Source organism: Rhizobium alarense (assembly GCF_021555155.1).
Lineage (GTDB): Bacteria > Pseudomonadota > Alphaproteobacteria > Rhizobiales > Rhizobiaceae > Rhizobium_D > Rhizobium_D alarense.
The window spans coordinates 1-13889 of the sequence record NZ_JAKGBU010000113.1 but is presented as its reverse complement, the minus strand read 5'-3'; the positions used below and the strand labels follow the sequence as shown (position 1 = coordinate 13889).

Sequence of the window (13889 nt, the reverse complement as noted above, 5' to 3'; positions counted from 1 at the left end):
GCATGCCTGGTCCGTCGACGACCGGGCGGCGTTCTGGACCGCAGTCTGGGAGGATTGCGGCGTGATCGGCGAGCGGGGTTCGATTGCGATCGAGGACGGGGACCGCATGCCGGGCGCGCGCTTCTTTCCGGAAGCCACGCTGAACTTCGCCGAGAACCTGCTGCGGCGCACCGGCCCGTCGGACGCCATCGTCTTCCGGGGCGAGGACAAAGTTTCCTACCGCTGGTCATGGGACGATCTGCACGCGCTGGTGTCGCGCCTCCAGCAGGCCTTCGCGGCGAGGGGAATCGGCAAGGGGGATCGCGTTGCGGCCATGATGCCGAACATGCCGGAAACGGTCGCTTGCATGCTCGCCGTCACGTCGCTCGGCGCCATCTGGTCGTCCTGTTCACCGGATTTCGGCGAGCAGGGCGTGCTCGACCGATTCGGACAGATCGAGCCCCGGCTCTTCATCACCTGCGATGCCTACTGGTATGCCGGCAAGCTGCAGGATGTGTCCGCCAAGGTAAAGGCGGTGTCCGCAAAACTTGGCGTACCCACCCTCGTCGTGCCCTATGCGGGCGATGCGCCGACGCTCGCCGCGGCTGTCGAGGACGGCGTGACCCTTGCCGGCCTCGTCGCGCCGCATGCGGCAAAACCCGTGACGTTCCTGCGCCTGCCATTCGGCCATCCGCTCTACATCCTCTTCTCCTCCGGCACGACCGGCGTGCCGAAATGCATCGTTCATTCCGCCGGCGGCACGCTGCTGCAGCACCTGAAGGAGCATCGCCTGCATTGCGGCCTGGTCGAGGGGGAAAAGCTCTTCTACTTCACCACCTGCGGCTGGATGATGTGGAACTGGCTGGTTTCCGGCCTCGCCGTCGGAGCGACGCTCTGCCTGTTCGACGGCTCGCCCTTCCATCCGGACGGCAACGTGCTTTTCGACTATGCCGCCGCGGAAAAATTCGCCGTCTTCGGCACCTCGGCGAAATACATCGATGCCGTGCGCAAGGGCGGGTTTCGGCCGTACGACACACACGACCTGTCGTCGCTTCGGCTGCTTACCTCCACCGGTTCTCCGCTTTCGCCGGAGGGGTTCAGCTTCGTCTATGACGGGATCAAACCCGACGTGCAGCTTGCCTCGATCTCCGGCGGTACGGACATCGTCTCCTGCTTCGTGCTCGGCATTCCGCTGAAGCCGGTCTGGCGCGGCGAGATCCAGGGGCCGGGTCTCGGCCTTGCCATGGATGTCTGGGACGAGGACGGCAAGCCGGTGCGCGGCGAGAAGGGCGAACTGGTCTGCACGAAGCCCTTTCCGTCCATGCCGGCCATGTTCTGGAACGATCCGGATGGCGCCAAGTATCACGCCGCCTATTTCGAACGGTTCGACAATATCTGGTGCCATGGCGACTTTGCCGAATGGACGGTACATGACGGCATCATCATCCATGGGCGCTCCGATGCGACGCTCAATCCGGGTGGCGTCCGCATCGGCACGGCGGAGATCTACAATCAGGTCGAGCAGATGGAGGAGGTCGCCGAGGCGCTGTGCATCGGGCAGGAGTGGGACGACGACGTGCGCGTCGTGCTATTCGTCCGGCTTGTGCCGGGCGCGGTGCTGGACGAGGCGCTGGAGAAGGCGATCAAGACCCGCATCCGCACCGGCGCCTCGCCGCGGCACGTGCCGGCAAAGATCATAGCGGTTGCCGACATCCCGCGCACCAAATCCGGCAAGATCGTCGAACTCGCGGTGCGTGAGGTCGTGCACGGCCGTCCGGTGAAGAACAAGGAGGCGCTTGCCAATCCGGAGGCGCTTGATCTGTTCGCCGGTATCGAGGCGTTGCGCAGCTGACCCTGGCGCCGGCGGAGGCCTCTTCACCGGCGTTAACGATTTGCGGCCGCCTGAATTAACCAAATCTACCGACTTCTAAACGGGTTCCCTGTCCCGATCGCGGCCAGGTAAGGATTTGTTAAGTCGATCTGACGCAAGGTCGTTTCAACTTGAGCGCGCCCAATGACGGGCTTTCAGCCGCCTTGTGGCGTCCGAAGACATGATGTCTTTCTTCAGTGCTTTTGTTGGACGGCATCAACTTGAGGGGCGGCATCGGGCCGCCCTCTTTTTATGCCGTGTTCCTGCCGTTGATCGAGCGGGAGACGAAGAATACCGGAACCAGCCCCGCAAGCACGATGATGACGGCCGCGACCGACGCGTCCTCGACCTTCGCGCGCGACGCGTCCTCGTAGACGAGGGTCGCCAGCGTGTTGAAGTTGAAGGGGCGGAGCATGATCGTTGCCGAGAGCTCCTTCATGGCCTCGATGAACACCATGAGGGCAGCCGTCAGCGTTGCCGGCCGCATCATGGGCAGGAGCACGGTTCGCAGTGTCTGCCCGCCGGTGCGGCCAAGCGTTCGCGATGCCATGTCGAGATGCGGCGACAGTTTCTGGAAACCGGCGTCGATCGTTCCTTCCGCCATGGTCATGAAGCGGACCGTGCAGGCATAGACGATGGCGAAGCCGGTGCCCGACAGCAGCAGCCCGGTTGAAACCCCGAACTGGGCGCGCAGGACCGCGTCGACGGCGTTGTCGAAGGTGGCGAGCGGGATGAGCGTACCCATCGCGAGCACGGTGCCGGGAACGCCGTAGCCGAGCGAAGCCAGCCGCGCGGCGGCGAGCGTGACCGGCGAGCGCGCAGTCCGCGTCGCATAGGCGAGCACGAAGGCGAGCAGCACGGCGACCAGCGCCGTCAAGAAGGAAATCAGAACGCTGTGCCAGAGCGCGGCAAGCAGCCGCGTCGACAGAAACTGTTCCGCGCGGCGAGCCGCGTAGCCCCCGAGCACCAGGAAGGGGATGAGGAAACCGGTGACGGGCGGCAGCAGGCAGCAGGCGGCTGCCAGCAGGCCGCGTGTGCCCGCAAGGCGCAGCCGCGCAAAGTCCGGCACCGCCGCCGTCGTCTTGCTGCTGCTGAAACGCTGCCGCCGGCGCGCCGCGCGCTCGATGAACAGCAGGGCGGCGACGAGGAACAGCATGACGCAGGCGATCTGGGCAGCCCCGGCGAGGCTGCCGCGATTGAGCCAGGTATCGAAGATGGAGAATGTCAGCGTCTGGACGCCGAGATACTCGACCGCGCCGATGTCGTTCAGCGTTTCCATCGCGACCAGCGTCAGGCCGACCATGATCGCGGGTCGCGCCATCGGAAGCTGGACGCGGATGAAGACACGCAAGGGGCCGGCGCCGAGCGTGCGCGCGACATCCGCGGCGGCGCGTCCCTGCATGAGGAACATCGCGCGTGCCGCGAGATAGACATAGGGGTAGAGCACGCTGCCGAGCACCAGGACGGCGCCGCCAGTGGTACGCACCTCGGGAAACCAGTAGTCGCGGCTCGTGTGGAAGCCGAACAGGGCGCGCACCAGCGTCTGCACCGGCCCGGTGAAGTCCAGGAACTCCGCGAAGGCATAGGCTGCAAGATAGGAGGGGATCGCGAGCGGCATCACGAGCAGGATCGAGAGCAGGCGACGCAGCGGGAACTCGCAGCTTGCCACCAGCCAGGCCGTCGTCACGCCGACGACTGTGGTGAAGAGGCTCACGCCCGACAGAAGGAGGACCGTGCGCCAGGTTGCGCGCGGCAGGACATTGTGCACGAGATGCGGCCAGTCGGCCGACCCGCCCGAGGCGATTGCCACGATGGCGACGATCGGCATGATTGCCGCAAGTGCGGTGAGGGCGGCGGCGAGCCCGAGGCCGCGATGGCTCTGCGGCCGTTTCACACGGCCCGCCGTGGTGGTCGGATAGGTCGATGTCACCTCGACGTCCCTGCCTGTCTGTCGCGTCGGCGCCGGCTCGGATGAAACGGCCGACGGCCTGCTCTAGCGCAGCCGCGTCAATCTGCCAACACGCGCGGAGAGGGAAAGACGACCTCGACGAGCGTGCCCTCGTTCGGCGAGGAAGTGATTGCGAAGGTGGCGCGGTTGGCGTCGACCATGGCCTTCGTCAGCGGCAGGCCGAGGCCGGTCCCGTCGCCACGCTTGCGCGCCCCGGCCGTCACCTGCCGGAAGGGTTTCATCGCGAGTTCCAGCTCGCTTCTGGTCATGCCGATGCCGGTGTCGCGGATGCGCAGCACGACGCTGCCATTCGTCTCGTATGCGGTCGAGACCACGATCTGCCCGCCCGAGGGCGTGAAGCGGATGGCGTTCGACAGGATGTTGAGCGCGATTTGCTTGATCGAGCGCAGGTCCGCCACGACCGGCGGTACGGCATTGGCGAGCGAGGTGCGGATGATGACGCGTTGACTGTTGGCCTGCGGCTGCACCAGCGACACGGCCTCCGCGACCGTCTCGTTGAGACCGACAGCGGTGAACTCGAGGTCCATCTCGCCCGCCTCGATCTTCGAGATATCGAGCAGGTCGTTGACGATGTCGAGCACATGGCGGCCGGAGCGGCCGATGTCGTTGGCATATTCGATGTAGCGCGGATGGCCGATCGGCCCGAAGCGTTCGGTGGCCATCATGTCGGAAAAGCCGATGATGGCGTTCAGCGGCGTGCGAATCTCGTGGCTGACGCGGGCGAGGAAATCGGTCTTGTGGGCATTCGCCGTTTCCGCCGCGCGCTTGGCGTTGCGCAGATCCTCTTCGGTGCGCTTCCATTGGGTAACGTCGCGGATGACCGCGCAGTAGCCGGAGGAGGAGGCGAGCCGGCCGAGCGTCATGAACAGCGGAATGAAGCCGCCGGACGATTCCCGGCCGATCACCTCCCGACCGTCGTTCAGCACGCTTGCGACGCCATGACCGGAAAGCCCGGCGAGGTAGTCGAGCACCGCCTTCTGGCTCTCATGGGCGAAGAGCATGGCAAAGGGCTTGCCGCGCGTCTCCTCGTCGTCATAGTTGAAGAGTGCGCTTGCCGAGCGGTTCATCGACCGGATCTCGCCCTCCTGGCCGACGACCACGACGCCGTCCGTCGCCGTCTCGAGGATCGAGCGCAGTTCGTTCGCCTCCATCCGGAGCCGTGAGACGGCCGTTTGCTCCTCTTCGGGGCTGACGACGACGTTGCTCGCTTCTTCCGGCGCGCTGGCGACGGTATCGCTGGCGGAAGGCAGGCGGTTGAGCGCCAGTATCAGGGCCGTGCCGCTCTCCCAGCGCACCGACTGCAGCCGCGCATGGACCGGCACCGCTTCACCGGATGCGGCCCGCATCAGCATGGCGCCTTCGGGCGCTTCGTCCGTGCCGCCCGCGGTCTCCAACAGGTGGTCGAGCCCGCCGGCGCCCTCCAGCGCGGCAAGATCGCCATAGCCGGACAGGGCAAGGAATTCGGGGTTGGCATGGATCAGGCGATCGCCGGCATGGATCAGCAGCGCCACGGGCAGCGCGTCGACCACCGTCGCGGTCAGGCCGTAGGCCATGCGGCTGCGGGGCGGAGCAATCGCCGTCTGCACGCCGCGCGGCAGGTCGTCGGCATGCGGGCCGACCTCAAGCCCCGGCATCTCGTCCGGCTCGGCGGCCGCCTGCGCGATGGCCGTGGCATTCCCCTCGCCGTCGGTGACCTCAGCCGGTTCGTTGCCGGACTGATCGTCCGCCTCGGGCCGGCCAACTGCGTTGTTCGCGGTGGCGGTCTCTGAAGACGGCACTCCGGCTTCGAGCCCGGCCTCGCCGTCCGGGTCGCGCCTGCCGAAGCTGCCGCCGAGCTGCCGCGCGATCTCGCGGAACGCCGCCTGTTCGCCGGACGTCAGACCTTCGTTGCCGCGGCCGCGGTGGCGCTCCAGCTGGATCACCTTGTCCGAGGCACGCCGCGCCGGTGTTTCGACGATGCGAAGTGCCGGCCGTTCGCCACGGAAGGCGTCGCCGGGCATTTCGCTCGATGGTTCCCCGATGTCTGCGGCCTGCCGGTCGACGGCAGGTTGCTCGTCCGACGGTGCCGAACCGCCGGCTGGCTCGGCCGGTAGAGAGCCGGGGCCTTCCTTGTCTTCTGTCGGCGCGGCGTCTGCCGCGTCCGGGGCCGTGTCCTCCCTGGCCGGCGGCAGGGCGATCGCATCCGCCATGCGCACGATGCCGAAGCCGCGGAAACCGTCGAATTCGCGGGTACGCGAATAGGTCGGCAGCGCCGCAAGATCGACCGGCACGACGAGGTCGGAGCCTTCGACGGGCCAAAGGATCGTCTTGCCGGACCAGGTGTCGCGCCGGCTGAGCAATTCGCCGATCCGCCCGTCTCGGTCGAAACCGTGGCGACGTGCGACGTCATCGAAATGCTCGCCGATGACGGATGCCGTTCCGGCGCCGACTGCCTGGGAGAATTCCTGCGATATCTCGCTGAACCGTCCGTCGGCATCGATCTTCCAGACGAAGCGCACCGGCCGGCCGCCGCGATCGAAACGGAAATCCGTCCCCTCTTCCCTGTCAAAGGGCAGGGCCGTTTCGGCGGCCGCGCCGCGTTGCACGCTTCCACGGGGGGCGTCGCGACGGTCTGCGAGATGCGGTCCGTCGGCACTCGCATCAACCGGCTGAGTTTCGACAGGTTCGGAGGCGGCTGCATCACCTGCGATATCGTCCGCCGGGGCGGGCCCATCGCCGCTCTCTATGTCTTCGCGTGCTTCCGCCGGCGCCAGGGCCGTCTCGTCCCGGGCGGAGAGGTCCGGCTCCCGCGCCTCGGCCATTTCCGCATCGGAGGGACCATCGCCGATCGCTTCAAGGGCGGGTGCGGCATCCGGTTCGGCAGGCGCGTCGGTCCGGACCTCCGCGGCCGGATCGAGATGGCCGAGAACCGTCTCGACGGCGAAGAGCAGATAGTGTGCCGGCGCGTCGCTGATCTTGCCGATGGCGGCCGGCACCAGCCCGCGGTCTGTGGCGATCGGGCGCTTGACCAGCCGGTCGGCGCTGAGGTCCGCGGCCTGTGCAAGCATCCGGCGCGTCTCGTCCGGCACGGCAAGCATTTCGAACGCGCCCGATGCGGCGATAACGGCGCCGTCTGCATCGAGGACGGCCATATGCGTGTCGGGATCGTCGAGGCCGGCGAGCAGCGCCGCGGCCTTCTGGTCCATCGTCTCGGACGTCTCGGCGACCTCGACGCTGAGAAGCACGGCGGCCTCGCCGCTGCGCAGCGTGATCAGCTCCGCCGTTGCGCGGTTTACCTGGCTGCGGAAGCCGGATGCCAGCCGCAGCATCAGCGGCCGGCTGTCGCCGGGTGCGGCAAGCTGCCGGGACGCCGCCTCTATCTGGCGGAAGGTGATGTCCTGCGGTGGTCCGGCCTCGAGCAGATCGTAGACCGAGGCGTGGTCGAAGAGCGTCGCCCCGCGGCCATTCGCCCAGAGCACCGACGTCATGTCGCGCGAAAACAGCACGACCGCCTGCCCGCGGGAGAAGGGGCGGCGAACCCGGTCATGGACGGCAACGTCGATAAAGGGGTACTGTCTTGCAGGCATGGAGGGGCTGTCTCTCCGGGTCCGTCCCAAGCTTAATGGATTATTAATAGCCGGCCCGACGCGGTCGGTCCAGTTTCGGCGATGCAGGGGTCCAGCGCTTTCGAATGGCAAGGTTAATGTTGTGCGTTGCACAATTATGTTGCATTGCACAACGAGATGGATTATAGAGTGCTCATCAACGACGAGGAGCCTCTGAAGAGAGCCCCGCAACCAAGGAGTGCTGACAATGGCTATCAAGAAGACCGATGACGTATTTTCCATGACCGCTTTCGATCCGTCCAAGCTGTCCGAAAGCTTCCGCGACTTCGCCGAGAAGGGCGCCGCCCAGACGAAGGACGCCTATGCCAAGATGAAGGAAGCCGCCGAAGACGCGACGAAGACTGTCGAAGCGACGCTCGAGAGCGCCCAGGCCGGCACCGTCGAACTCGGCCTCAAGGCCATCGACGCACTGCGCACCAATGCCGAGAATTCCCTGTCCCACATGGAAGCCCTGCTCGGCGTCAAGTCCGTTGCCGAGCTCTTCGAACTGCAGACCGCCTTCCTGCGCAAGCAGGCCGAGGTGACGGTCGAGCAGGCGAAGTCCATGCAGGAAGCCACCAAGAAGGTTGCCGAAAAGGTTGCCGCGCCGTCGAAGTCCGCTGCCGAAAAGGCGATGAAGGGCTTCAAGGCCGCCTGATCGCGCCACGGCCGCACAGCAAAAGGGGGCTGGACGTTGTGTCCGGCCCTTTTTAGTATGCAGCGGCCAAGAAGGGTCTTGCAAATTCGGCGTCATGTCCGTATGTGACCCCCGAACGTGCTTGGCGCGTCCCGTGTGCGGTTGTAGCTCAGTTGGTTAGAGCGCAGGTTTGTGGCACCTGAGGTCGAAGGTTCGATCCCCTCCAACCGTACCATTTTTTCCTTGCTGTTCCCGCCATGGCGCACTTGACGTGCGTCGAGGCGATTGCCGTGCGTGCATTTGCCGCTGTGCGGCTCGCGGCCTGTCAAACAGGCGCTGAACAGCCGGAAAGGGCTTCCGTGGTTTTCAGATCGTACCTTTTGGCGCTGCTGGCCGGTCTGGTGCCTCCCACCGTCGCTGCGGCCGCCGACTGGACGCCCGTCGAGCAGGTGAAGACCTATGCAATCGGCGGATCGACCGGGCTGGAGCTCTACAATTCGATCGGCGAACGCGGCCCCGAGGTCGGCGGCCTCGTGCGGGCGATCGCGCATACGGATTTCAAGCTCACCTGGACGCGGGACTATCAGCGGCGCGGCAATGGCTGCGTGCTTGCCAGCGCGCGGCCGAAGCTCGTCATCACCTATACCCTGCCGAAGCTGGCCGGCCGGCTGCCGGCGGAGGTGGAGCGCAGCTGGCAGACCTTCATCGAAGGCGTACGCGCCCACGAGCAGGTTCATGGCGAGATGATCAAGGACCTGACGCGGCAGATCGAGACCGTGACGGTTGGCCTCAGCATGGACGACGATCCCCAGTGCCGGAAGATCCGCAAGGAACTCACCAACCGTCTTGCGCCGCTTGCGGCCTCCCACCGCAAGCGCAACCGTGCCTTCGACCAGACCGAGATGAGCCGCGGCGGCAATGTGCACAGCCTGATCCTGGCACTCGTGAACGGCGGTTGACCTTTTGTTCATAACTCCACTTAAAGCCTTGTTTACCAAGCCTCTTCCGAAGTCCCATTTTGGACGCTGAATTAGGATTCCATTGACCAGTTACCCCTAGGGTCGCCCTCGTCTCGGTGAGGGACCGGTGCGCATGAGGCGATGCCGCGATGTCAATGGGGTTCATAGGCACATGATGTGCGTCACTTGGCTGGCGGTTCCCGCCGGCATTTTCGGGCTGCTTCTCCTGTGGCTTCCGATGAGCCTGCAAGCGCAGCTTGTCTTGAGCTTTGCTGTGCTTGGCGGCATGTTCCTCGCCATGACGCGGCCGCAGAACACCACGCTCCGTCTCGTCACCTTCGTCTTCGCCGGCATCCTCGCCATGCGCTATGCCTACTGGCGCACGACCGAGACGCTGCCGAACTTCGACGAGCCGCTGAATTTCATTCCCGGCTTCCTGCTCTATCTCGCCGAGATGTACTGCCTCGCCATGCTGGCGGTCAGCTTCTTCATGCTGGCTGATCCGCTGAAGCGCACCGCGCCGAAATTTCCCGAGGCGGCCGACCTGCCGACGGTCGACGTCTTCGTGCCGAGCTACAACGAGGACGCGGAGCTGCTGGCCGGAACGTTGGCCGCCGCCAAGTCCATGGTCTATCCGAAGGACAAGCTCAGCGTCTATCTGCTCGATGACGGCGGCACCGAAGCCAAGCGCAACCACAAGGATCCGCGCGTTTCGCTCGCCGCGATCCGCCGGCACGAACAGCTGAAGGCGCTCTGTGCGGCAATGGGCGTGCACTACCACGCCCGCAAGCAGAACGACCATGCCAAGGCCGGCAACCTGAACGAGGGACTGAAGGTCTCGAAGGGCGAACTCGTCGTGGTCTTCGACGCGGATCACGCGCCGGTCCGCGACTTCCTCAAGGAGACCGTGGGCTTCTTCAAGGAGGACAAGAAGCTCTTCCTGGTCCAGACGCCGCACTATTTCCTCAATCCCGATCCGCTGGAAAAGAACCTCCGGACCTTCGCGCGCATGCCGTCGGAAAACGAGATGTTCTATTCGATCCTCCAGCGGGGGCTCGACAAGTGGAACGCTTCCTTCTTCTGCGGCTCGGCCGCCGTGCTGCGCCGCTCCGCTCTCGTGACGACCAACGGCTTTTCCGGCCAGTCGATCACCGAGGACTGCGAGACGGCGCTGTCGCTGCATGCCAAGGGCTGGCACAGCATCTATGTCGACAAGCCGCTGATCGCCGGGCTGCAGCCGGAGACCTTCGTCTCCTTCATCGGCCAGCGCGCCCGCTGGTGCCAGGGCATGCTGCAGATCCTGATCCTCAACCGGCCGTTTCTGGCCAGGGGGCTCACGATGGCGCAGCGCATCTGCTACGCCGGCATCAACCTGTTCTGGCTGTTCCCGCTCTCCAGGCTTGCCTTCGTCTTCTCGCCGCTGCTCTACATCTTCTTCTCGCTGGAGATCTATCAGGCGAACATCATCGAATTCGCCTCCTACGCACTCACCTACCTCGTCGCCTCCTTCGCCATGCAGAGCTATCTCTATGGCCGCGTGCGCTGGCCGTGGGTGTCGGAACTCTACGAGTATGTCCAGTCGGTACTGCTCTTCGGCTCGATCGTCAGCGTCGTGCGCAATCCGCGCAAGCCGACCTTCAACGTGACGGCCAAGGGTCAGACGCTCGACCGCAGCATGCTGTCGCCGCTCGCCCGGCCCTATTTCGTGATCTTCTTCCTGCTGCTCGCCGCCGCTCTCTATTCCGGTTACCGCTTCCTGACGGAGCCGGTCGCGACCGAGCTGCTGCTGATCGTGGCGGGCTGGAACCTCATCAATCTCGGCCTTGCCGGTGCCGCGCTCGGCGCGATCGCCGAACGGCGGGAGCTCAGGCGCAATCAGCGGCTGCCGGTTAAACGGCATGCGATCCTGAAGGCCGGCGAAAAGCGTTATACGGCGATCATCCAGGATGCCTCCTTCGGCGGCGTCTCGGTCGAGTTCCTCGACGCGGCGCCGGCAATCGACCTCGACAACCCGCTGGAAGCGGTCGTCGAACTGCGGCGCGGCGGCCAGCTTCTGGCGTTCAACGTGGTGTGCCGCTCGAGCCGGACGATCGGCGAGACGACGATCCACGGCTTCGCCTATGCCGAGCGCACGACGGATACTTTCATGGCGATCGCCGACCTCATGTATTCCGACCAGGGCGTGCTGCAGGAGCGCCTCGTCCGCCGGCAGGTGCGGCGCAGCTTCTTCTGGGGCACGAGCCGCTTCGCGCTCTGGAGCATCACGGAGACGCTGCGGGCGCTTCGCTACGCCGTCGGGCTCATCCGCGAACAGGCCGTACAGTCCTTCGCCGACGCGCCGATCGTGGTGAAGGAGAACAATGCGCAGATTCCAGGCAGGGCAGCAGATCTGCCCGCGGTATTCACGGGACAACAGGCCTATGGCTAAGCTGCTTCCGCCGGTGACGGCGCTCCCCCTCGTGCTGCTGCTGGTCCAGGCGGCCGCGGCCCAGTCGCTGCTGCCTGAGGCGGCAGTGACGCCCGATAGCGGTCTCGTCCAGTCGACGCTGCTGCCGGAAACGGCGGATCGAAAGGAGGCGGCGCCTGCCGCTTCGGTGCTCGTACCCTTCGAACAGTCGGCCGGGCGCCTCGTGCTCACCGGCGAGGACGACCTCGCCGTGCTGACGGTGCATCTCTCCGACGTGCAGGCTCGCGTTGGCGGCCGGCTGCAGCTCGCCTATGAGAACGCCGTATCCGTCTTGCCGGATACGGCGATGCTGGATGTCGAAGTCAACGGCCGCGAGGCCGGCAGCGTTCCGATCCGGTCCCCTGGCGGGAGCCTCGACGCCGGCATCCCGGTCGCTGCCGATATGTTGATACCCGGCCGGAACGTCATCCGCCTCAGGGCGCGGCAGCACCATCGCGTCGACTGTGCGCTCGACGCGACCTACGAATTGTGGACGCGGCTCGATCCGGCGCGTTCCGGGCTCGTGACATCGCGCCCGACCACCTTCACGGATTTCGACAGCCTGCTCTCCGTCGCCCATGCGGGGTCCGGCCGCACGGAGCTTCGGCTCGTTCTGCCGGGACCCCTCTCGGCCGAAGCGTTCAACGAGGCGGCGCCGGTCCTGCAGGCCCTCACCGTGTTCCTCGATCGTGACGATCTCAGCGTGAGCCTCGGCGACCGGCCGGGCGATGGCCCCGGAATTGACCTGATCGTCGCAATGGACCGGGACGGCGGCAGGCTTCTCGCAGATATCGGCATGGCGGACGCCCCGCGCGGATTGTCGGTGCGCGACGGTGTCAGGCCGGGTCGTGCCACGGTCGTGCTGCGCGCCGCCAATCTTGCCGAGGTGAACGCAGCCGTGCTGTCGGCCGTCAGGGGAGCGATGCGCGACGGCCTCGCCGAAGGCGCGCTCGCGCCGAAACATGGTATGATCGTCGCCGAGGCCGGCAAGCGCTACACGTTGAAGGACGCGGGCTACGAGACCCGGGTCTTCGCGGGGCGTCTCTCGCGCACAAGCTTCGACCTCGACATGCCGGCCGATTTCTACCCCGCGGAATATGCGACGGTGGACCTTCTGCTGCATGCGGCGACGTCGCCTGGCCTGAAGCAGACGGCGCAGGTGCTCGTGCGCGTCAACGACCGTGTCGTCAAGAGTTATCCGCTGCGCAACCGGGAGGGCGAACAGCTCGAAGGCCGCAAGATCGAGCTGCCGCTGCGCGCCTTCCGACCCGGCGTCAACCGGGTGGAACTGCTCGCCGAACTGCCGACGGCCGCCGACGACACCTGCCTGCCGGAGGAGCGCCGGGACGACCGGCCGCGTTTCATCCTGCTCGACCGCACCGTCCTCGTCGTGCCGAACCTGGCGCGCATCGCGCGGCTGCCGGAGCTCGCCGCCTTCGCGGGGCGGTCCTATCCTTTCGCCGACGGCCGGCCCTTCGATGTCGCGATCGACCGTGCGGATGCGAGGACCGCGGAAGCCGCCCTGCAGATGCTCGCCCGCCTTGCCTTCACGGCGCGCGCACCGCTCAATGCGCGCTTCACGATCGGCATGCCGAAGGGCGGTTCCGACCGTCATGCACTGCTGGTCAGCACCGAAAATCGCTTTGCCGAACTTGGCGCGGCGAAGAAGCAGGGCTTTCCTCCTGCCGACGCCGCCGAAGCGGCGTTCGCATCCGGCATCGTCGATCCGCTAACGACCGCCGCGGTTTCGGATGCCGCCGTCTCCGGCGACAATGATGCCGAGGCGCTGCTGTCCGCGTTCCGGACATCGACCGCGGTCGATGACGAGGAGCGGTCGATATCATCGCGTCTCAACCTGGTCGGTGCCGCCGCCGTGGACCGCTTCGCGCGCTGGCTGAGCTATTCTGACGGAAGCGATGCCGCACCGGCGCGGCGGAAAGACGAACCCGTCGTCAGTCTGACGCAGCGCCTGTCGCCGGATGGCGCCACCACCTGGACCGTGCTCTCGGCCGAGTCGCCGGCCGACCTCCAGCGCGCCGTTGGGAAGCTGACGGAGCCGGGTGTTTGGCGCGGCCTGCACGGCGGAACGGCGACGGTCGAGACCGCCAGCCTTGCGGTCGGTTACGAAGCCGCCGCCCGGCACACGATCGCCGCTGTCACCGACAGGAGCCCGGGCAACCTGCGCCGGCTCGCGGCCGCCTGGCTTTCCGACAATTTCCAGATCTACGTGCTGCTCGTACTTGGCCTTCTCGGCGGCTTCGCCGTCTGGCTCGGCCGCGTCGTGCCGCGCAGCGGTGTGAGGACCGACCGATGAGACGCAAGCTTTTGCAACTCGGCCTGCTGCTTGCCGCAACCGCCATGAACGGATCCTTCGCCAGGGCGGATTCCGTCGCGCTCCTGACGGGGCAGGGGACAGCGTTGCTGCCGTTCACGGCAGTCGAGGGA

The 13889-nt window shown here is 66.2% G+C and carries 7 protein-coding genes and 1 tRNA gene; 6 read left to right on the top strand and 2 right to left on the bottom strand.

Annotation, left to right across the window (positions count from 1 at the left end; all coding sequences use genetic code 11):
• Nucleotides 1-1831, top strand: a 1831-nt coding sequence (locus tag LXM94_RS23630) for an acetoacetate--CoA ligase (protein ID WP_235773996.1), incomplete at its 5' end; no start/stop codon positions are given.
• 268 nt (nucleotides 1832-2099) lie between these two features.
• Here the strand turns inward: LXM94_RS23630 and LXM94_RS23625 are convergent.
• Both LXM94_RS23625 and LXM94_RS23620 read right to left on the bottom strand, forming a co-directional pair.
• The gene (locus LXM94_RS23625) at nucleotides 2100-3677 is read right to left on the bottom strand and encodes an ABC transporter permease (protein WP_235773998.1); all 1578 of its coding nucleotides are present in this window, start codon (nucleotides 3675-3677) and stop codon (nucleotides 2100-2102) included.
• A gap of 179 nt (nucleotides 3678-3856) precedes the next feature.
• Entirely contained in the window at nucleotides 3857-7384 is a 3528-nt protein-coding gene (locus LXM94_RS23620; protein ID WP_235773994.1) for an ATP-binding protein, read from the bottom strand.
• Nucleotides 7385-7610: 226 nt separating this feature from the next.
• Here LXM94_RS23620 and LXM94_RS23615 point away from each other — a divergent pair, with 226 nt between their 5' ends.
• The 5 genes from LXM94_RS23615 to LXM94_RS23595 all read left to right on the top strand — a co-directional run bounded on the left by LXM94_RS23615 (nucleotide 7611) and on the right by LXM94_RS23595 (nucleotide 13758).
• Nucleotides 7611-8060 carry a phasin gene (locus LXM94_RS23615; protein ID WP_235773992.1) on the top strand — a complete coding sequence of 150 codons (450 nt, stop codon included), beginning with the start codon at nucleotides 7611-7613 and terminating at the stop codon, nucleotides 8058-8060.
• Between the two features lie 137 nt (nucleotides 8061-8197).
• Nucleotides 8198-8274 (top strand) — tRNA-His (locus tag LXM94_RS23610).
• Between the two features lie 22 nt (nucleotides 8275-8296).
• On the top strand, nucleotides 8297-8998 hold the full coding sequence (locus LXM94_RS23605; RefSeq protein ID WP_268965228.1) for a DUF922 domain-containing Zn-dependent protease: 702 nt from the start codon (nucleotides 8297-8299) through the stop codon (nucleotides 8996-8998).
• Between the two features lie 172 nt (nucleotides 8999-9170).
• A complete protein-coding gene (gene bcsA / locus LXM94_RS23600; protein WP_235773988.1) occupies nucleotides 9171-11426 on the top strand; it encodes a UDP-forming cellulose synthase catalytic subunit in 2256 nt (751 codons plus the stop codon).
• Complete coding sequence (locus LXM94_RS23595; protein ID WP_235773986.1) at nucleotides 11419-13758, top strand: cellulose biosynthesis cyclic di-GMP-binding regulatory protein BcsB; 2340 nt, start codon at nucleotides 11419-11421, stop codon at nucleotides 13756-13758. The genes bcsA and LXM94_RS23595 overlap by 8 nt, the downstream gene beginning before the upstream one ends.
• Nucleotides 13759-13889 lie beyond the last annotated feature (131 nt).